Raw genomic sequence first — 20,189 nt, forward strand, 5'->3', positions numbered from 1 at the left:
AATTTATTTTTTCAACTTAAAAAAGGGTGATTAATGCAGGCGTGGTGGAATTGGTAGACACGCTAGACTTAGGATCTAGTGCCTTGCGGTGTGAGAGTTCGAGTCTCTCCGCCTGTACGAACAAAAAGCCGAAGATGAAAATCTTCGGCTTTTTTGTTTTTAAAAGTATGTGGTTTTAAAAATTACTCACTCTAAGAGTAAGAGTATGTTTAGATACTTTTTTGTTGTCTAAAATAAAATCAATCTAATTTTCTTCATTTAAAACGCAATTTCATATAAAAATAACTTATAGCCTTTCAATTGTTACACTTTTAAAATAAGGGGGGTGTTTATGAGAAATTGCAAGATTTATAGTGGAAAAAATAAGTAGTTGACAATGTTTTTCTTTTTTATGAAAAAAATAACATATATTTGGTTTACTAAAGTGGTAAACCAATTTGGGTAACCAAAGAATAAAACTCAATATTAATTAATATAAACTTAAAAAAATGACAGTAAAGGAGAAAGAATAAAACTAAAAAAGAGGGAAAGTAACTACTCAATCCTTTTATTTTTAATCAATTCTATGAAAGATTAGAAGAAATTCGAACATTTTTAACGCTTTAAAATAATCTTATTTATTTGAAATAAGATTAAATACAACTAAAAAATAAGTTGTGGAAAAGTAAGGCGTAGTATAGGAAATTTTTATCCTACTTTATTAAGCTCAACGGAATTAACGTAACAAAATCACAAATGAAATTTAAAACTAAACTTTTATTAATAGCGATAGCACTGTTAAATATATCGCTTTATGCACAAGACAGTTACCAATTATCTGGTGTTGTTTCTGATGCAAATAATGTGCCTATTCCTGGTGCAAACGTTGTAATAGCTAACACTACAAAAGGTACAGCTACTGACTTTGATGGTAATTTTGAAATTACAGTAACTAAAGGAGATGTAATTAATTTTTCTTCTATTGGATACAGTAACAAATCAGTAACTATAACAGATCAAAAAACATTAAGCATTTCATTAAGTGAAGATGCAAGTCTTCTTGAAGAGGTTGTTGTTGTTGGTTATGGTAGTCAAAAAAAGAGTGATATTACAGGATCTGTTTCTTCAGTTAAATCAGAAGAGTTAAATGCATTTCCTGTATTAAATGCAGAACAAGCACTTCAAGGTCGTGCTGCTGGTGTTGTTGTACAATCAAACAACGGTGGTGAGCCAGGTGCTCCTATTAGTATTAAGATTAGAGGTAACACTTCAATTAATGCAAGTAGTTCGCCACTAATTGTTGTTGATGGGTTTGTTGGTGCTACAATGCCGCAAGCAAACGATATTCAATCTATGGAAGTATTGAAAGATGCTTCTGCAACTGCTATATATGGTTCTAGAGGATCAAATGGTGTTGTATTAGTTACAACTAAAAAAGGTAGAAGTGGTAAATTATCTGTAGAACTTAATACTACATACGCAGTTCAAAATACTTCAAATAAATTAGATTTATTGAATGCGAATGAATTTGCAAATTACCAAAACCAAATTAGAGCTAACAATGGTATTACAGCAGTTTATCCTCAGGGTACAGCTGATACAGATTGGCAAGATTTAATTTATAAAAGTGGTAGTACAGTAAATCATCAACTTTCTTTTTCAGGAGGTTCAGAGAAAATTAACTTTTATACTTCAGCTAACTACTTTAAGCAAGATGGTATTTTAGTTAATTCTGATTTTGAAAGACTTACTTTTTTATCTAATGTTGATGCTCAGTTAACTGATAAGTTAAAAATGGGTATGAATCTTTTCGGAAGTAGAGGTACTAAAAATGGTGCAGCTACTCAGTCAAATGGTTCTGTTTCTGCAGGTGGAGATGATGTTATTACATTAGCTCTTAGATATGCGCCAGACCAAGCTGTTTATAATGAAGATGGGACTTATACTTTTGGTAACACTGTAGGAGATCCTGTTGATAACCCATTTGCAGTTGCAACAGAAAGAGTAGATGAAACTAAAACAGATATTTTTAGAGCAAATTTTTATGCTAACTATGATATCATTGAAAACCTTTCTTTTAAAACAACATTTGGTTTTAGTACAGAAAATAACACTAGAGGTATTTATCAGCCATCAGTTTTACAACAAACTGCAGGTGGTGAAAGCGGAAGAGCTTCAGTTGAGCAAAACAAAAAAACAAATGTTTTAAGCGAAAATTACTTAACATATAAAAAAGAAATAGGAAAAGGTAATTTAACGTTATTAGCTGGTTATTCTTACCAGAACACTGTTTCAGAGAATTTTTATTCAGAAGCAACAGGTTTTATTTCAGATGCTTTTTCTTACTATGGTTTAGGTTCTGCAACAAATATATTACAACCTGATTCTTCTATATCAGAGGTTGAGATCCAATCTCAATTTGGTAGAGTTAATTATGATTTTGATGATAGATATTTATTAACTGCTACAGTAAGAAGAGATGGTGCTTCTAATTTCGCAGCTAATGAAAAATATGCTATTTTTCCTTCAGCAGCTTTAGGTTGGAAAATTTCTAATGAAAACTTTTTAAAAGATAGTGAGACTATTTCTAACTTAAAATTAAGAGCAAGTTACGGTGTAACTGGTAACCCATCTATTGGTGCTTACGAGTCTTTAGCTAGGTTTGAAACTCTTTATGCTTCTAGTAATGGTGCAACTGTAAGTGCTATTACACCAGAACAAGCAGCTAATCCAAATTTGAAATGGGAATCTTCTTACCAACAAAACTTTGGTCTTGATTTAGGTTTGTTTAATAATATAGTTACTCTTTCTTTAGATTATTATGATATTGATACTAGAGATTTGATTTTAACTAACAATACTATTACTGAATATTTAGGATATACGGGTGATGATATTTTAGCGAACATTGGAGAGATAAACAATAAAGGTTTTGAACTTGCTTTAAATACTAGAAATATAACTAACGATAACTTTAGTTGGAGTACAGATTTCAATATAGCTTTTACTAAAAATGAAGTTGTAAGTTTAGCGAATGATGCTGATTTGTTTTTTGATGCTACGCCAAGTTACTTCAGTCATGATAGAAGTTATGTTTTAAGAGTAGGTGAAGAGGTTGGTCTTTTCTGGGGTTATGAGTATGCAGGAGTTTACCAAGGTGGTGATTTGCCAGCAGGTACATCAACATTAGCTGGTGGTGTAGCAGGTGATCCGTTATTTGCTGATAATGATGATAGTGGAGATATTACTGAAGCAGATAGAACAACAATCGGTAATCCTAATGCAGATTTTACATTTGGTTTCACAAACAACTTTAGCTACAAAAACTGGGATTTAAGTATCTTTTTTCAAGGTTCTCAAGGTGGTGATATTTTTAATTTGACTAATGTTCAATTAACAAATGGAGATGCTAATACTACTAAAGATAACTTTAATAGTGCTTGGACACCTACAAATACTGACACAAACACTCCTAGAGTTGGTAACAACAGTAGTAGAGAAATATCTTCTCGTTTTGTTGAAGACGGTAGTTATGTTAGATTAAAAAACATAGCAGTTGGTTATAACTTACCATTTGATGTTGTTGAAAAATTAGGAATGGATAATGTGAGATTCTCTTTAAGTGCACAAAACTTATTGACATTTACAAATTATTCTGGTTTAGATCCTGAAGTAAGCTTTTTTGGTTCTGGTGGAGATAATAATACATCAGCAAATACAGCTCAAGGTTTTGATTTTGGAAATTATCCAACTGTAAAATCTATCAACTTTAGCCTTAACCTTAAATTTTAATAAATAATTTAAAAAATAAAATAAATGAAAACATATAAATATTTATTCTTATTGATAGGGTTATCAATTGTAGGATGCTCAGATTTAGAAGAAGAACCTGTAGGGTTATTAGCTCCAGATGGTTTTTTTAAAACAACAAATGATATTCAAACAGCAGTTGATGGTGCACTTACGCATAGTATCAACGAGCAGTTTTGGGGAAGAAAACTTTCTATAGCATTAATGCTACGTTCAGACCTTGTAAGTCTTGCTTCTAACGAAACAAGAAGAGTAGAGCATAATGAGTTTACTACTTTAGCGAGTAATGGAATGATTAGCGAATTTTGGCCAAGAACTTACCAAGGTATCGCAGCAGCAAACCAAGCTATTGCAGGTGCTGAAGATGTAGAGGTTTCTGATGATATCAAAAACCCAGTAACTGCACAAGCTTATTTCGCAAGAGCATTTTACTATTTTCATTTGGTAAGATTATTTGGAGATGTTCCTTATATTGATGAGCCAATAACAGATGTAGATGCAGCAACTTCTATCTCTAGAACTCCAGCGGCAGAAGTATATGCAAACATTATTGAAGATTTAAAATTTGCTAAAGCTTGGTTACCTAATACAACAGCGTCAAGAGCAATACCTTCTAAGGGAGCAGCAAGTTCTTATTTATCTCTGGTTTATTTAACTATGGGAGATTGGGAAAATGCTTTTAACGAATCTGAAGAAGTTATTACAAATAGCGGAATTTACAATTTAGGTTTAGATCCTAATTTCCAAAATTTATTTAATGCAAATGAAATTGATGCATCTATAGAACCAATATTTTCTATTGATTACAATAATTTTGAGGCAGAAGATAATGCTTACGATCAAGTTGCTCCAATGACAGGTATTAGAGGAGATGACAGAAACTTAGGTGGTGGATGGTCAGTTGCGGTTCCAACTCTTGCTGTATATACAACATGGGATGCTGGTGATTACAGAAGAGCTGTTAGTATGGATGACGAAGCTTCAATTGGTGGTGTTATTGTTGATTTTACTCAATTTGACATAAGTGGACATGAATTTGCTAAAAATAATCCATATGTAGCAAAATATATGCGTTTCCCTGGTGCTTTTGCTCGTGCTAATGCTAGAGCAACAAGCCATAATTATTCTATGATTAGATATGCTGAAGTATTGTTAATAGCAGCAGAAGCTGCTGTAGAATTAGGAGATAACGCTTCTGCACTTAAATATGTAAATCAAGTAAGAGAAAGAGCAAGAATGGGTGGTTTAACACAGACTGGTGCTGGTGTTGAAGTAGAAGTTGCTCCTGGTGCTGTACCTGCGGATTTAACAGGAACGGTAACTGTTAATGATATTTTAGAAGAGCGTAAGTACGAGTTCGCTTTTGAAGGTATTAGATGGTATGATATTGCAAGAAGAAAAATTGGTGATCAAGTATTTAGTGCTTCAGGGTTAGAAGGTGCTAAACCATTCTTTAATGCAGATGATTATTTATTACCATTACCAGAAGATGAGTTGGAAAGAAACCCTAACTTAACTCAGAACCCTGGCTATTAAATATATTAATATAGTTTTGATTAACTATATAAAATTTTTTGAGTTAGTTTAAAAAATTCACTGGTCTTATTTAAGATCAGTGAATTTTTGTTTTTTATAAGCTTTTTTTTTAAACAAATATTAATTGATCTAAGCTTGATTTAATAACGATATTAAGGTTTTAGTGCACGAGTAGGTTTAACCCAAAGCACCTTTCGATAATTCGAAAGGTGCTTTGGGTTAAACCTATATATTTTTTTAGAATGTTTTATTCATATAACTAAAAGCGCTTCGTAAATATTTACGAAGCGCTTAAACTAACTAACTCAATTTTTATTTAAGGTATTATCTTACCATTTTTAGCTCTGTTTTATCGGGTTTAAACATATTTGATATTGTCATAAATACCATAGCTAAGATAGCTGCGCCACCTAAAAGCCAACCTATATAGGCATATGAACTATCAGATTTATTTGCATCTAATACCTTAAATTTATTGCCATCTGTGTAAAGATTTAATGTGTGTTCGTTATCGTTGTTTAGAACAAAACGGTCCTTACTAAAATCTTTTTTTAAAAGTATAAGTGCGCTTTGGTTTTTATTGATGTCTTTAAATGCTGCATTTTTTACTTGTATAGATTGTATGTTTGAGGGAATACCAAATACTTGAAAAACTACTTTTGTTTCATGACCTAGTTTTACGATACCAGAACCTAAAGTGATGTTATTTCCATTGATATTAATCGAAAAATTACTTTTAATGTGTTTCAATACCATTTCCTGAAATTCTTCAGGAGTTTTGTACGGTGTGTCAGTAAAATTGGTTTTTATTTCGTGTTGAAAAGCAGTCAAAGAAGAACTAATTTGTAATATCCAGACATTATCTTCTTTTTCGACTAACATTGTAGTAGATACATCTGCTTGATGTGCTTTAGTTATCATTGTAAAGAATAATAGGCCAATAAATAGAATTTTTTTATACATAAGTTTTTTTCTTAATTAACGTATGCGCCATTAATACAGTTGATAAAGCTATTACTACCTGCTGCTGCTACATGGTAATGATATCCTCTAATATCATCAGTATGTCCTCTACAATCATCTAAGTCTTTAGGTTCTTCTCCATCAGCATCTAATCGCGCATAAATGCCAAAACCATCCATAGCATAACCTATCATTGATGCGTGCTCATCTTCTTGTTCAAGTTGGGTAGATACACCTGTAGCTGCATGGTAATGATACCCGGCATTTAAATTAATATGCCCTCCTGCATCATCGAAAGGGGCTAGTGTGTAAGCACCTAAAATAGCGTCTGTTGGTGCTGGAGCATCAAAAACGATTCCATTAAACGCAATCCCTCTTTGTGATGGACCATTGCTACCTACTCCTGGAGGTCCGAAACCGCCAAATTCTGTAGAGGTAGATTGTTTAACAGGTGTGATTGGTATAAGGTAAGTCTGTGTAATATCATCTAAGTAAGAAGGTAGACACTCAACACAAAAATTTTCATATTCTTCTCCGACATTTGGGTCAGCAGCATTTGCGCAATCCTCTTGGGTATCTGTAGTATAAATATCTCCATTTGTATCATACATTTGCCATTTGGTGTCGTTATAAAATGCTGCCATGTTTTCAATAAAAGCTCCATCTACATCATATACTTCTCCGTTTTCTAACCAAATTCCGCCTTTATCAGCTCCATCAGAAATATTATCAGGACACCATGGTCCCATTTCATGATCTGCAGGTGTGCTAGTTGCTACAATTTGGTAACAATCAGTAGTAGTGCCGTCAGATAAAGTACAAGGTACTGTTGTTACAGTAACAGAACCATCACTTGTTAAAAATAAAGATTGATCAACATTTACGACTGTAGAATCATCTACTGTAATGATTTGGTCAGTTTCAGAACTATCATTACTACAACTGATACAGGACATTAACATAAATGAACTATTCAGGAAAAAAAGAGATATGTGTTTCATTTTTTTTTTTTTTTTTTAATTTAGGGGTGATTAATTTATTTACTTAAATAATTGGTTGCAGCTGTATTTCGTTGTGATACATGTGAATTTAATTCACTTATTGCAGCTTGAAAATCAGAACTATTGTTTAAAAAAGTATAACCAGGTAATTCGGTTGTAGCATAAGACTCTATTAAATTTGCGTAGTTACTGTAGGTTAATTGCATTGTATTTTCATTAAATGCATTATTTATAATATCATTTACATAGGAATCATATTTTGCTTTGTAAACCGAATCTTGATACAGGTAACCAATCAAAGGCCATTGTGCGTTATTTAAATCTGAAAAATCAAGAGCTAATGAACCATCCATGTTGCCTGTTTGTAGCGCTTCATTATTATCCCAAGGGATCCAATTTAATTTACCGCTATCGAGATTGTTGTACAAAAAGTAGTTGTGAGTCATTCTACCATAGGTATCCCAATTTTGTATTACTGTATTAACAGCCAAATAATTCAAAAAAACATCAGTATCAAAAACCGTTTCTAAATTTTCTCTCCAAGCTGCAGTATCAGTTGTTCTTGTTTCGTCGTGTAGTGCGGTAAATAAGTTCTGAATATCTGACCAATCAGCATCATCCTCATTTGTTTTCTTTACAAAAACATCTTTAGTAAAAGAGTTTTCAGCAAAAGTAGCTCCATCACCATCAGGCTTATATAGGTTTCCGTCATTATCAGAAAATTGAGTGTCAATTACGGTGTCATCAACTTCTTCAACAAGTGTGTAAAGTCCAAAATAAGTAGGTCCATCTCCATGGTCTACATAAACTGTATAAAAAGCAGTATGAGAACTAGCTAAGCCAGCTGTTCTGAAAATGTCTGCGGCAACCTTTTCGCGTAACATTGATTTATCATTGTAATTATTTTTTAAACTAAGTTTTTTAAATCCATAAAAACGTTGATTATCAATTTGCGGATATTCATCTTCAAATTCATCAAAATCTAACTTGAACGACAATTTTAAATTACCAGCTTGCCAAGTAGATTGTAAACTAGAATTTCCTTTAAATCTAACGCCAACTTTGTACCATTCTTTATCATTATAGAACACCTCAGCAGGAACAAAAATTGGATCTTCTTCTGGGAAAAAACTTACACCTCCAGGGCCACCTTGCCCTGGACCATTATTAGAACCTGAAGATCCAAATTCGCCATAAAGTTCTGTCATATCCGTCATCATACTCTCCCAACGATCTTCAGTAATTACGATATCTAATCGTTTTACTTCATTGTCTTCAAAAATTTCATCAAAATTTGGATCTGCACTTTTACTATGCGTTTCAGTTGTCCAATCTGTAGTTTCAAAATCAGAATCGTCAAAAGTTATAGTTTCAGTATCACTATCTATAATAGATTCTGCTTCTGTAATTTCATCATCGTTGCAAGCTATTAAAACGATTATTACTAGGTAAACAGAAATTTTTTTTATGATAGTAATTTTTTTTTTTGTCTTTAAGCTCCATTTTGAGATGATTTAATTAACGTTAATTATTTGTTGCTAGGTCTTTCTTTTCTAGTTGGTTTAGGAGCATTTTCTACTTCTTCTCTAGATAAAAAACCATCTTCATCAGTATCAATTTTTGTAAAATCATTTTTCAAAGGCCCTTTAACTTCTTTTTGAGAAAGCAAACCGTCTTCGTCTTTATCCATTTGTTTGAAAATTTCATCTACAGTAGGTGGTTCCTGTCCTTGTCGTCCGCCTCCTGAATTTTGAGCGTTCATATTATAAGAAGTAAATATGCTTATTACGGCAACTAACATGGCTACTTTTAATCCTTTATTCTTCATGATATTATGTTTTAAATATTATTAATGCCTCAAAAGTCGTAGAAAGTGTAATACAAAATAGCAGCAATCAGCGAATGGTGTTTTGTTTTAAGCGAATGCCGATAAATTTTCATTAAATCATTTGAAAGTAAAGAGTATTAGTAAAAAGATAGAGTAATTAAGGGATGTATTAGGAACTTTTTTTTTACACTATATAGTTAATGAAACCTTTTTTTTGTAGAAATGATAGATTTGTGTATTTATTCTTAATTATAAGAAAGAAAAAACTTATTTAATTTTTAAAGTATTTTTCTATTTAAAATACCGTTCATAGTATTTTATTAGCAGTTCATCTATACTGATTAGCTCTTTAAATGTAAAATAAATAATCAAACATATTATTTAAATACCTTTGTTTCAGGTAATTGATTTGATTAAATTATTTAATTCTAATTCTAGATTCATTGAGAATTATAATTTTTTTAAAGAATTGCTAATTTTTAATTATCATAAGTAAAAGTTTACACATTTAAATCTATTTTTCACAACAATTTATTCAAATAAAATATTAACAGTGAAATAATTTAATGAATAAAAAGTTTGATTAATAGAGAAAATTCTTACAAAAAATAATCCTTTTCTTTTTAACCTAAATTTTAAATTATGAAATCTATTAAATTTTTACCTATTTTCCTTTTTTGTGCAGCAACACAAGTTGGTTTATCTCAAGATAACAACGATACAAATATAGCTACGCACCCTTTTAATGTTTCTATACCAGAGGTTGCGCTTTTAGATGTACATGATGCAAATACAGGGTTAGAGGTTGCTGATATTACTTTTGATATGGCAACAGCAACAACTACAGGAACAAACTCAGAAGCAGGTTTGTACGATTTTGGAGCGTTAAATTATACTGATTTATGGATTAACTATACTAGTGTAACTGGTAGTGGTGGTTCTGGTTTTGATGTGACACGACAAATTGATGTTCAAATGGAGGCTGGTAGTACATTTCCTTTAGCTTTCGATTTAAGAATTACACCTGAAGCTCCAGTAGTCGTAGCTAATGGAGGTACGGTTGATTCTGCTGGTACGGTAACAGCAGGTGGTGTGGCATTAGGTGTTACAACAGCAATAGGTACTGATGCAACACTTGTAAATAGTATTGAGAGTGTTTATACAGGAGATGAGACACAAGGTGTGAGATTGACATATACATTAGAGCAAAATGGAAACTTTGCAGATTACCAAGCAGGTTTGTATCAAGCAGTATTAAGATATACTTTATCTGATCTTTAAGATAAGAATGGTTGAAGGTCTTAATTTTAATAGACCTTCAGCCTCTTTTTTTAACCTATATAACCACACCATATAACCACCTTTATTATGAAAACAGTATGCCTAATTATTTTCTCTCTTTTTTCAGTATACTTTTCATTGGCAAACGTTTCAGTAGTTAATGGTTTAACTCATGTTTATTCAGGAGCCTCAGGAGATCTTATTACAGGTGAGGTTATATTAATAAACTATTCTTCAGTAGAACAGCGTGTTAAATTTAAGATTGGTGAAGCGATTTATTCTTGTAATGAAAGTCGAATTTTTAGTTTTGATAAAACTCACGAGTATTCTTCATCAGCTTGGATTAATAGTAATGTTAACGAGCGAGTTTTGGCCCCTAAAGAACAATATGTATTAAAATTTACAATTCAAATTCCGAAAGACGAAGTTTTGAGAGGTTCATTTTGGTCAGTTCTTATGGTATCTGTAGATAACCCTATAAAAGAAGAAATGTTTAAGAATGAAATAGGGCTTAATACAAAAATTCAATATGCAGTTGGTTTAATTACAAATGTAAATACTGTTGATGATGTTAATATAGATTTTAATGAAGTTAAATCTAACAAGGCATTAAATGATAGTAAAGATCTGAAAATTTCAATGAAGAATAATGGCTTATTTTCAGAGGCTGTTACATTAACATTGGAAGTTTATAACCAACAAGGAACAAAAATTAAAGAATATAAATCAAGAAGACTTTTAGTTTTTCCAAGTCTTTGTAGAGATTATCAAATTAATATTTCCGATTTACCAAAAGGGGAATATGAGTGCGTTCTACTTGCAGATGCAAGAGAAAGCTTTATCGGTACAAACGTTAAGTTAAACATCGATTAAATATTATTGGTACAAGATAACCATCAAGCCAATTCAAATGTATAAAGGAATAATCCTATTTTTCATAATCTTTTTATCTAGCTTTTGCGTGTTAGCGCAGGTAGATATTCGCTTAAAAAGTAACGATGTTATTGCGAATATGACTCCTGAGTCTAAACATACAATAGTGTTTGAGGTACAAAACATGTCAGAAGACATGCAGTTTGTACGTACGATTTTAGATTTGGAAAACGATTGGGAAATTATTTCAGGTGGTTTTGTTGGTGATTTAAAGCCTTTAGAAAGAAAATTAGTATTTATAACAGTTTATGTTCCTGGTAAAACTAAACCAGGAGATAGGTTTGTTAAATTACATTTAATAACTTCTAAAAAAGCTATTTTGAAATCCTTACCTATAAAATTAACAGTACCTGATAATCATCAGATAATTGTAAATAAACTGTCATCACCCGAATTAGTAATAGCAGGAGAAACTATTGAGACTGTATTTGAAATAAGAAATAGAGGGAATGTGACAGAAAAACTAGAGTTAGTTTCTGAAAATGATATTGTTGGTGGTTCTATTAGAGAAATAAAGCCAGACTCAACATTAGTTATTACTTTAATTAAAGAAACAGATGATAGAAATGAAGTAATTAGATCTGAAAATATATTTTTAAATGTAATAAGAAAAGAGCCTTCAAAACAAGTTATAAGGGGGTATGCCGTAACTAAGGTTTACCCTACTAAAATGAAAAGGGAAGATGCTTATTTTAGATTGCCAGTAGAAGCTAGTTTTTATCTTAATAGCTTTAATTCACCTGATGTTAATTATTCTTCTTATTTATTAGAAGCTAAAGGAGAAGGTTTTTTAGATTTGAATAGCGAGCATTATTTTAATTTTTTAATTAGAACTCCAAATCAAAGAACGGTAAATAGGTTTGGTATGAATGACCAATACACAATGTCTTACCGTTTTAAAGAAGATTTTAATGTAATAATTGGAGATTATAGTTATAGGGCAAATAGATTAGGTTTTGTTAGTAGATACGGTTTTGGTTTTAAATACGATAGTAAAATTAAAAACTGGAATCTTATTGCATTTTACTCTAAACCAAGATTTGATAATCTGTATACAGAATCTATAGTAGGTGTAAAAGTTTTGAATAATATATCAGAATCTTTAAATGTAGGTATTTCGTTATCTCACTCTAAAGAAAATCAATTAGTACAAACGAATATAGGCAATGAGCTTATTAATCAAACAGGGCAAATAGCTGTTTTCGAAACTAATTATAAAACTAAAAATACAACTATTAATCATGAGTCTTCAGTAAGTTTTACGGGTTTAAATAATGATCAGGCACATGATTTAAGGGTAAATCAAAAAATTCAGAACTTTATTTACACAGGTAATGTAACAGTAGTTGGTAAAAACTACTTTGGGGGTCTTAGTAATAGTTTTAGGTACTCAAATAACATTCGTTATTTTCTGAAAAAATGGGGGGTAAGCGCTGGGCAAGCATTATCTAAAGTTAATGAAAGATACAATCCTCAATTTTCTTTGCCAGAACCTTATTATGAAAACTATTTTATTTCTGCAAATTATAGAATAAATCAAAAACATTATACGAATGTTAGGTTTAGCAATGTATTACGTGAAGATAAACAAGAAATAAAAAGTTATTTTTATAAAGAATATGGTTTAGATTATTCATACAGATATTTGTATCAGGGGCTTAGTTTAAGTTTTACAGGTCGAGTAGCTAAAACAAAAAACATGTTGAGTTTAGATAATACATATAGAAATACGTATGGTAATAATTTAAGTGCGTCTTACCAAGTGTCTCCATTTATTGGTTTTAGAGGTAATATAAATCAAAATTATACGAATAGATATGGTGTTGATGGTAATGCAACAAATTATTATAATTATGGACTTGGTTTTAATTTAAATCATAAAGGAAGGTTTCATTTATCAGTAACTTATAATAGTGGTTTTAGCCCAGAAGATGATTATCTGCAAAGAGATTTTATTAATTTAAATTTTGGAGCACAGATAGATAAATCTCATAAAATTTCGGCAAGACTTAATTATTACGAAAATCCTTTTTCAAGAAATAATAAAGAACTTTTTAGTTTTTTAAAATATACATATTCATTTGGTGCGCCAATAAAAAGAATTTACTGGCAAGGTTCAGTTAATGGGTCAGTTTTTACGAATGATGGAGAGGTTAATGTGAGTAAAATTAAAATAATAGCTTCTGGCAAAAATGTTTATTCTGATGATTTTGGAAATTTTGAATTAAAGAATTTATCTGAAGGTAAAAATTATGTAATGATAGATGACGCTACTCTGCCAATGGGTATAGTAACTGTTCAGAAAATGCCTTTAGAAGTTGATATAGTAAAAAATGAGCAAGCCTCGTTGAATATAGAGTTGGTAAGGTCTGGTACAATTAAAGGAGAATTGAAAATATTTAATTCAAATGATGAAGTTGATAATGTTGGTTTAGAAAGTCATTTAAAAATAGAAGGAAAAGATAATACGTATTATACAGAAAGTGATAGAAATGGACTTTTTACTCTTAAATCAATTGTGCCTGGAGATTATGTAATATCTGTAATGCGACTTAAAAAAGGTAGTGATCTGAAAACAGTAAATAAAATTCAGAACATTAAAGTAAACAAAGGTGAAGTGCATTCTGTTGAGGTTTTCTTGAAAAGAAAAGAAAGAACAATTAAGTTTAAATCTTCAAACTTTAACGTAAAGCTATAAACATGAAAAAAGTAATGTTCTTATTAGTTATAGTTTTTAGTTCAATGTATTCTTTTGGTCAAGAAACACTAGATGCTAGTGACCCGAATTCATTTATTTTTGGAGGGGATCAAGGTTTTCATTTTTTAACAATGAATTTGTTAGATATTAATTTGATTGATGTAGAACCAGAATTTAATAATGCGGTTTCATTTGCAATAGACCCTTCTACATTAGAGGCTGGTGAGCCTATTTTTTCTGGTGCAGGAGGCGCTATAAATGAAGATTTATGGCTTAATATAACGTCTAGAACAAACGGTGTGGCTACATATAATGCTTTCGTATCTTCAAATCAACCAGTGCCAGCTGGCTTTGAATTAAAAGTTGAAATTTTAAATGCTCAAAGTGTTGGAGGAACTGGAATTACAGGAAATGCAGTATTAGGCGAAATTATAATTTCAGATACGCCTGCTGTAATTATTACAGGTATAGAAAAAGGATATACTGATGATGGTGTTAATAAAGGCTTTCAGTTAAGGTATGTAATAAATAACTCAGGAGGAGGGAGTTTGCCTGTTGGGTTTGAGATTGTTTATGAATTAATAGTACAGAATTAAAAATATTTATAATGAAAAAGTATATCGCATATAGTATTCTTTTTTTTACAGCAAATATTTGCTTTGGTCAGTTGTTGCCAGGTACTTTATACGGTACGGCAGGGCCAACATATTCACAATCTCTTTCTGATGTAGTTAAAGAAGCAGGAGAAGATGATGGTAGTATAGCGTACGAAAATGGAGCAAGTGCTGTGCAAATAAGCTTTTATTTAGACCCAAGTAATTTACGAAGCTCTTCTCAAAATTGTGCTAATAATGTATATAAGTATAAAGTTTTCATGCATACTCAAAATGCACCAGAAGGTTTAGTTTTAGAGGCAAGAACATTTTCAAATGCAGGAAACAGGTTTCCGGCAAGTGCAAACTACGATCTTTTTCCAGCAAATGGTCCAAGAGATTTATATCCAGAAAACGGAGGTAGTTATATCGCTATTCCTAATGAGGATTCTGCAGCAATAAAAGTTTTTGAATTTACAGGCTGTAGAACTAATATTCCTATACAGTTTAGGGTTGCAGCAAGTGCTTTGAGTGATTCTGGTACTAGTAATACAGAAGTTTATTATACTGTTGTTGGAAGTTTAAATTAAAAAAAAAGCCCATTTTAAAGGGCTTTAGTCATTTACTAAAATAGTAAGTAGGTGTAACTTCATCATTTTATATGGCAGTCTCATATTCTTTTATTAAATTATTTTTAGGCCAAATAAAATAAGGCAAACAATAACAGCAATAAGAATAAGAATTAAAACGCCAACCATAAGAGTTAGGAATCCGTTTAGCACTTTAGTGCTAAGAGTTACATCTTCCATAAATGATTCATTTTACCTAAAGTTATAAATAAAAGGTATAACTGAATTAGAAAGGGTGTTAAACTCGTTAAAGCACTGATTTATCAGTGTGTTTGTATTGATTTTAATATTTTTTATTCAATTGAAATTCTGTAAAACCTTTTTTAAATATTCTAATATTATTTTTGTAGCACCTTTATTTTGAGCAATATATGTTGAATTTATGCTTTTAGTTTGGCTGTAATATGTAGCGTCAGTAATTAACTTATTTGTAACCGTTGTGAATTCAGAAAGGTTAGATATTGAAGTAATACCTTTTTTTGTAACTAAATCTTCTGCCTCTTTAAAACCTGAAAATTTAGGGCCAATTATAACTGGTATCGAATAAACTGCAGGTTCTAGTGTGTTATGAAGTCCTGTAGCGAAACCACCACCAACATATGCAATATCAGCATAATTATATATTTTAGTTAAAATTCCAATAGTGTCAATAATAAAAACATCATAGTTTTCTGAGTTTTTTATGGGTAGGTCGGAATATAAAATGGTCTTCTTTTTGATTGATGAAGCAAGTTTTGAAACAGCTTCTTTCTTAATTGTATGTGGGGCGAAAATAAATTTTATATTTTTTTCACTATTATTAATATAGTCAACTAAAATTTTTTCATCCTCAGGCCAAGTACTTCCTGCAACAATACAAAATTCATTTTGTTTGAACTGTTCTATAAAATCTAATGTATTGTCTTGTTCTAGTATTTTTAAAACCCTGTCAAATCTAGTATCTCCGCTAAGTGTTACATTGTTCAAGTTTAAGCTTTCTAATAGCTTTTTAGAGTTTTTGTCTTGCACAAAAAAGTGATTAAAGTTATGCAAGCTTTTTCTCATAAAACCTCCATAGTTTTTAAAGAAAATTTGTTTTTTGTTAAAGATTGCAGAAGCTAAAATAGTGTGGGTGTGATTACTTTTTAATGCAGATAAATAGTTCGGCCATATCTCATATTTAACAAAAATGGCTAGTTTAGGATTTGTTAACTGAACAAATTTTGTAGCATTGTTTATAGTGTCTAGAGGTAGGTAGGTAATAAGATCAGCAACTGCTGAGTTTTTTTTCACCTCATAACCAGATGGTGAAAAAAATGTGATAATAATTTTATGGGATGGGTAATTTTTTTTGAGCTCTTCTATAATAGGTAAGCCTTGTTCAAACTCGCCTAATGAAGCAGTGTGAACCCAAATTACATCGTGTTCATTTAATTTTGCTTCTTTTAAAGTTTTAAAAACATCTTTTCTGCCATTAACAAACAAGCCAATTTTAGCATTGAAAAAGGCAATGATGCTTAAAAAAAAACCAGCAATGTACACGAAACAATTATATATAAAACGCACTTGATTTTTGTTTGTTGCTAAAATACGTTTCTTTAAATAAATACATTGGGTGCTTAGTCTACTTTTTGTAATTTTACATCTCTAATTATACAAAATGCGAAAAATTCAAATGGTTGATCTAAAAGGTCAATACGAAGCCATTAAAGAACAAGTAAACTCTTCATTTGCTACTATTTTAGAAAATTCATCTTTTATAAATGGACCAGAAGTTCATGGTTTTCAAAAAGATTTAGAGAGTTATTTAGATGTAAAACATGTTATCCCTTGTGCTAATGGTACCGATGCATTGCAGATTGCAATGATGGGTTTAGGTTTAAAGCCAGGAGATGAGGTTATTACTGCTGATTTTACTTTTGCGGCAACTGTAGAGGTGATTGCTTTGTTGCAATTAACACCAGTTTTAGTAGATGTTTTACCTGATACGTTTAATATAGATCCAAAAGCAATTGAAAAAGCAATTACACCAAAAACAAAAGCAATTGTGCCTGTTCATTTATTCGGGCAGTGTGCAAATATGGATGCTATATTAGAAATAGCAGCGAAACATAACTTATTTGTAATTGAAGATAATGCACAAGCAATTGGAGCAAATTATAAAAATAATAAAGACGGAAAATTGAAAGCAGGTACCATAGGTCATGTAGCGGCTACATCATTTTTTCCTTCAAAAAATTTAGGAGCTTACGGAGATGGAGGTGCTATTTTTACTAATGATGATGAGCTTGCACACACATTAAGAGGTGTTGTTAATCACGGAATGTATGAGCGTTACCATCATGATGTTGTTGGTGTAAACTCTCGTTTAGATAGTTTGCAGGCAGCAGTGCTTAGGGCTAAATTGCCACTATTAGATACTTATAATAGTAAGCGAAGAGATGCTGCTCGTAAATACACAAAAGCTTTAAAGGGTATTGAGGGTGTTATTACGCCAGAAACAGTAAATGGCTGTGGTGAAATTTGCGATACTTGTGATTGCCATGTTTTTCATCAATACACATTAAAGATTACAAATGGAAAAAGAGATGCATTAGTAAAGCATTTAGCGGATAAAGAAATTCCATGTGGTGTTTATTATCCTATTCCTTTACATAAACAAAAGGCATATGTGGATGATCGATACAATGACAGCGATTTTCCTGTTACAAATCAATTAGTTCAGCAAGTTATTTCATTACCAATGCATACGGAATTAGATGATGAGCAGATTGCCTATATTACAGATGCTATTATCGGTTTTATTAAAAATTAGATTTTTAAAAATTTAGCTTTGGCATTACTACGCTATAACCATTAAAATAAGTGCATGAAAATATTAGTTACCGGAGGATTAGGCTTTATAGGGTCGCATACTGTTGTTGAGTTGCAAAACCAAGGTTTTGAAGTTCTTATAATTGATGATTTGTCTAATTCATCGGAAAAAGTTATTGATGGTATTGTTGCAATAACGGGTAAGAAGCCGTTATTTGAAAAAATTGACTTAAAAGAGAAGTCTAAAGTAGAAAATTTCTTTAAAAAGCATACAGATGTAAAGGGTGTTATACATTTCGCAGCATCTAAAGCTGTTGGAGAAAGTGTAGAGAAACCATTGTTGTACTACGAGAACAATATAGGTACATTGGTTTATCTTTTGAAAGAATTGGCGAAGAAAAATAAAGCTAGTTTTATTTTCAGCTCATCTTGTACTGTTTATGGGCAAGCTGATAAAATGCCAATTACAGAAGATGCGCCAGTGAAAACAGCGGAATCTCCATATGGGAATACAAAACAAATGGGAGAAGAAATTATTGCAGATACTTGTAAAGTAGTACCTGCATTAAATGCAATAGCATTGCGTTATTTTAATCCTATGGGTGCTCATCCTAGTGCAGAAATAGGCGAATTGCCAATTGGAGTGCCTCAAAATTTAGTTCCGTTTATTACGCAAACAGGAGTTGGTATGCGAGAACAGTTATCTGTTTTTGGAGATGATTACCCAACTATTGATGGTACTTGTGTAAGAGATTATATACATGTAGTAGATTTAGCCAAAGCACATGTTATAGCGTTAAAAAGGTTGTTAGAAGATAAAAATGATGCTAATTACGAAGTTTTTAATTTAGGTACAGGTAAGGGAAGTACTGTTTTAGAGGTGGTAAAAAGTTTTGAAAAAGTTTCAGGTAAAAAACTGAATTATAAAATTGTAGATAAAAGAGCAGGAGATATAATAGAGGCTTATGCTAATACCGAAAAAGCAAATAAAGTACTAGGTTGGAAAGCTGAATCTACCTTAGATGAAGCAATGAAATCTGCTTGGGACTGGGAGGTTAAAATACGTAGTTAAGTATTTTTTTAAATTATTAATTCATATAAAAAGAGCAAAAGTAGTTTCATCTACTTTTGCTCTTTTTTGTTAAATAATGTGAAAGGAGAACTAAATTAGTAGATGCTATCGTAATTACTATATGATGGTTAATTTTTTAGATACTAAAACATTATTAGATGCCTCTGTTGAAGAGAACTTATATGATAATTTAGTAGCACAACTTACTAAAGATTTTGGGTTGGCTAATATAGCTATAGATATACCTTTTAAAGTTTCTCCTAAAAACCTTAAAACAATACTCCATCAAAAAGTATATAGGTTAATGATGGAGCGTTTTTCTGAATATTTAAACTTGCTTTATATTATAGATGTTCCAGAAAAAAAGGTAAAAGAAATTAAAGTAGAAGATGTTGTTAAAATAGCAGATGAAGTATCTTTTCTAATATTAAAACGAGAATTCCAAAAAGTCTGGTTCAGAAATAAATATGCTATTTAAAAGTAAATTCTAACAAAAGGAATTAAAGCATCAGAATAAATACTTCTTTCATCATGGAGCACATTATATTTTAACCCAACTGTAAAATTCTTATTTACATACCCAGCTCCTAGGTATAATGCGGGGCTCCAGTAATTATCTTTAAAATTTGTTCCATTAAAAGCAAACGATCTATTTATTCGTAATTGCTCTAATTCTCCTGATAGTTGAATCGCAGGGATGATATTGTATAATGATATCAAACTCCCACCATAAGCAGTGAGTTTATTGTTGTCAAACTTTGCGTAACTAAAGTTTAATTGTACCCCAGCAGCAAATTGATCATTTACTTGATAAATAGCACTTGGAGAAATCGAACCATTAAAGTAGTTGTTGCCAAACCCTAGTCCAATTCCACCTCCATATCTAACATTTTTCCAGAATTCAGAGCTATTATTTGTGTTTTGAGACAAGCAAGGTTTGATTGCAAATATCAAAATCACAATAAAAAGCATTTTTTTCAAGCTTAAATCAACCATTTTATTCATTATTGTTATTTTTCTTTAATATTAGTATCTAATATATGACTAGAAATCTTAAAAGTTGTATTTTTGAT

Annotated in this window: 16 protein-coding genes and 1 tRNA gene; 11 read left to right on the top strand and 6 right to left on the bottom strand. The window is 31.1% G+C overall.

The genetic code is table 11. The features are described 5' to 3' along the window. Window positions 1-35: 35 nt before the first annotated feature. From H0I23_RS16405 to H0I23_RS16415, 3 genes are all read left to right on the top strand, one after another. A tRNA-Leu gene (locus tag H0I23_RS16405) sits at window positions 36-117 on the top strand. 618 nt (window positions 118-735) lie between these two features. Next, entirely contained in the window at window positions 736-3,771 is a 3,036-nt protein-coding gene (locus tag H0I23_RS16410; protein WP_216784365.1) for a TonB-dependent receptor, read from the top strand. A gap of 24 nt (window positions 3,772-3,795) precedes the next feature. Continuing rightward, complete coding sequence (locus H0I23_RS16415; protein WP_216784366.1) at window positions 3,796-5,325, top strand: RagB/SusD family nutrient uptake outer membrane protein; 1,530 nt, start codon at window positions 3,796-3,798, stop codon at window positions 5,323-5,325. Between the two features lie 324 nt (window positions 5,326-5,649). Here H0I23_RS16415 and H0I23_RS16420 read toward each other — a convergent pair whose 3' ends face one another. From H0I23_RS16420 to H0I23_RS16435, 4 genes are all read right to left on the bottom strand, one after another. Next, window positions 5,650-6,288 (bottom strand): DUF6702 family protein, encoded by a 639-nt coding sequence (locus H0I23_RS16420; RefSeq protein ID WP_216784367.1) that lies wholly within the window; start codon window positions 6,286-6,288, stop codon window positions 5,650-5,652. 11 nt (window positions 6,289-6,299) lie between these two features. Then, window positions 6,300-7,289, bottom strand: a complete 990-nt coding sequence (locus H0I23_RS16425; RefSeq protein ID WP_216784368.1) for a YHYH protein — start codon at window positions 7,287-7,289, stop codon at window positions 6,300-6,302. A gap of 35 nt (window positions 7,290-7,324) precedes the next feature. Further along, on the bottom strand, window positions 7,325-8,509 hold the full coding sequence (locus tag H0I23_RS16430; protein ID WP_254073624.1) for a CotH kinase family protein: 1,185 nt from the start codon (window positions 8,507-8,509) through the stop codon (window positions 7,325-7,327). A 308-nt stretch (window positions 8,510-8,817) separates the two neighbouring features. Beyond that, the gene (locus H0I23_RS16435) at window positions 8,818-9,117 is read right to left on the bottom strand and encodes an EF-hand domain-containing protein (RefSeq protein WP_216784369.1); all 300 of its coding nucleotides are present in this window, start codon (window positions 9,115-9,117) and stop codon (window positions 8,818-8,820) included. Between the two features lie 642 nt (window positions 9,118-9,759). On the opposite strand from H0I23_RS16435, the gene H0I23_RS16440 reads away from it, so the two are divergent. The 5 genes from H0I23_RS16440 to H0I23_RS16460 all read left to right on the top strand — a co-directional run bounded on the left by H0I23_RS16440 (window position 9,760) and on the right by H0I23_RS16460 (window position 15,212). Further along, entirely contained in the window at window positions 9,760-10,398 is a 639-nt protein-coding gene (locus H0I23_RS16440; protein ID WP_216784370.1) for a hypothetical protein, read from the top strand. 87 nt (window positions 10,399-10,485) lie between these two features. Then, on the top strand, window positions 10,486-11,271 hold the full coding sequence (locus H0I23_RS16445; RefSeq protein WP_216784371.1) for a hypothetical protein: 786 nt from the start codon (window positions 10,486-10,488) through the stop codon (window positions 11,269-11,271). 37 nt (window positions 11,272-11,308) lie between these two features. Beyond that, a complete protein-coding gene (locus H0I23_RS16450; RefSeq protein WP_216784372.1) occupies window positions 11,309-14,029 on the top strand; it encodes a hypothetical protein in 2,721 nt (906 codons plus the stop codon). A 2-nt stretch (window positions 14,030-14,031) separates the two neighbouring features. Then, window positions 14,032-14,625 (top strand): hypothetical protein, encoded by a 594-nt coding sequence (locus H0I23_RS16455; protein ID WP_216784373.1) that lies wholly within the window; start codon window positions 14,032-14,034, stop codon window positions 14,623-14,625. Between the two features lie 11 nt (window positions 14,626-14,636). After that, the gene (locus tag H0I23_RS16460; RefSeq protein WP_216784374.1) at window positions 14,637-15,212 is read left to right on the top strand and encodes a hypothetical protein; all 576 of its coding nucleotides are present in this window, start codon (window positions 14,637-14,639) and stop codon (window positions 15,210-15,212) included. A 336-nt stretch (window positions 15,213-15,548) separates the two neighbouring features. Here the strand turns inward: H0I23_RS16460 and H0I23_RS16465 are convergent, their stop codons facing one another. Next, complete coding sequence (locus tag H0I23_RS16465) at window positions 15,549-16,796, bottom strand: 3-deoxy-D-manno-octulosonic acid transferase (RefSeq protein ID WP_216784375.1); 1,248 nt, start codon at window positions 16,794-16,796, stop codon at window positions 15,549-15,551. Between the two features lie 94 nt (window positions 16,797-16,890). Between H0I23_RS16465 and H0I23_RS16470 the strand changes: the two genes are divergently transcribed. The 3 genes from H0I23_RS16470 to H0I23_RS16480 all read left to right on the top strand — a co-directional run bounded on the left by H0I23_RS16470 (window position 16,891) and on the right by H0I23_RS16480 (window position 19,594). After that, a complete protein-coding gene (locus H0I23_RS16470) occupies window positions 16,891-18,045 on the top strand; it encodes a DegT/DnrJ/EryC1/StrS aminotransferase family protein (protein ID WP_216784376.1) in 1,155 nt (384 codons plus the stop codon). A 54-nt stretch (window positions 18,046-18,099) separates the two neighbouring features. Continuing rightward, complete coding sequence (gene galE, locus H0I23_RS16475) at window positions 18,100-19,116, top strand: UDP-glucose 4-epimerase GalE (protein WP_216784377.1); 1,017 nt, start codon at window positions 18,100-18,102, stop codon at window positions 19,114-19,116. A gap of 121 nt (window positions 19,117-19,237) precedes the next feature. Beyond that, window positions 19,238-19,594: a hypothetical protein gene (locus tag H0I23_RS16480; RefSeq protein WP_216784378.1), complete on the top strand. Its 357-nt coding sequence runs from the start codon at window positions 19,238-19,240 to the stop codon at window positions 19,592-19,594. On the opposite strand, the gene H0I23_RS16485 is transcribed toward H0I23_RS16480, so the two are convergent. Beyond that, window positions 19,591-20,121, bottom strand: coding sequence for an alpha-ketoglutarate decarboxylase (locus tag H0I23_RS16485; RefSeq protein WP_216784379.1), 531 nt, complete (start codon window positions 20,119-20,121; stop codon window positions 19,591-19,593). The two genes, H0I23_RS16480 and H0I23_RS16485, sit on opposite strands and share 4 nt — an antisense overlap. Between the last annotated feature and the right edge of the window lie 68 nt (window positions 20,122-20,189).

Source organism: Cellulophaga sp. HaHaR_3_176, from assembly GCF_019021925.1.
In the GTDB taxonomy this organism is placed as follows: domain Bacteria; phylum Bacteroidota; class Bacteroidia; order Flavobacteriales; family Flavobacteriaceae; genus Cellulophaga.

Coding starts and splice junctions, on each gene's coding strand:
- H0I23_RS16410 (WP_216784365.1), top strand. CDS start 736: ATGAAATTTAAAACTAAACTTTTATTAATAGCGATAGCACTGTTAAAT.
- H0I23_RS16415 (WP_216784366.1), top strand. CDS start 3,796: ATGAAAACATATAAATATTTATTCTTATTGATAGGGTTATCAATTGTA.
- H0I23_RS16420 (WP_216784367.1), bottom strand. CDS start 6,288: ATGTATAAAAAAATTCTATTTATTGGCCTATTATTCTTTACAATGATA.
- H0I23_RS16425 (WP_216784368.1), bottom strand. CDS start 7,289: ATGAAACACATATCTCTTTTTTTCCTGAATAGTTCATTTATGTTAATG.
- H0I23_RS16430 (WP_254073624.1), bottom strand. CDS start 8,509: ATGATGACGGATATGACAGAACTTTATGGCGAATTTGGATCTTCAGGT.
- H0I23_RS16435 (WP_216784369.1), bottom strand. CDS start 9,117: ATGAAGAATAAAGGATTAAAAGTAGCCATGTTAGTTGCCGTAATAAGC.
- H0I23_RS16440 (WP_216784370.1), top strand. CDS start 9,760: ATGAAATCTATTAAATTTTTACCTATTTTCCTTTTTTGTGCAGCAACA.
- H0I23_RS16445 (WP_216784371.1), top strand. CDS start 10,486: ATGAAAACAGTATGCCTAATTATTTTCTCTCTTTTTTCAGTATACTTT.
- H0I23_RS16450 (WP_216784372.1), top strand. CDS start 11,309: ATGTATAAAGGAATAATCCTATTTTTCATAATCTTTTTATCTAGCTTT.
- H0I23_RS16455 (WP_216784373.1), top strand. CDS start 14,032: ATGAAAAAAGTAATGTTCTTATTAGTTATAGTTTTTAGTTCAATGTAT.
- H0I23_RS16460 (WP_216784374.1), top strand. CDS start 14,637: ATGAAAAAGTATATCGCATATAGTATTCTTTTTTTTACAGCAAATATT.
- H0I23_RS16470 (WP_216784376.1), top strand. CDS start 16,891: ATGCGAAAAATTCAAATGGTTGATCTAAAAGGTCAATACGAAGCCATT.
- galE (WP_216784377.1), top strand. CDS start 18,100: ATGAAAATATTAGTTACCGGAGGATTAGGCTTTATAGGGTCGCATACT.
- H0I23_RS16480 (WP_216784378.1), top strand. CDS start 19,238: ATGATGGTTAATTTTTTAGATACTAAAACATTATTAGATGCCTCTGTT.
- H0I23_RS16485 (WP_216784379.1), bottom strand. CDS start 20,121: ATGAATAAAATGGTTGATTTAAGCTTGAAAAAAATGCTTTTTATTGTG.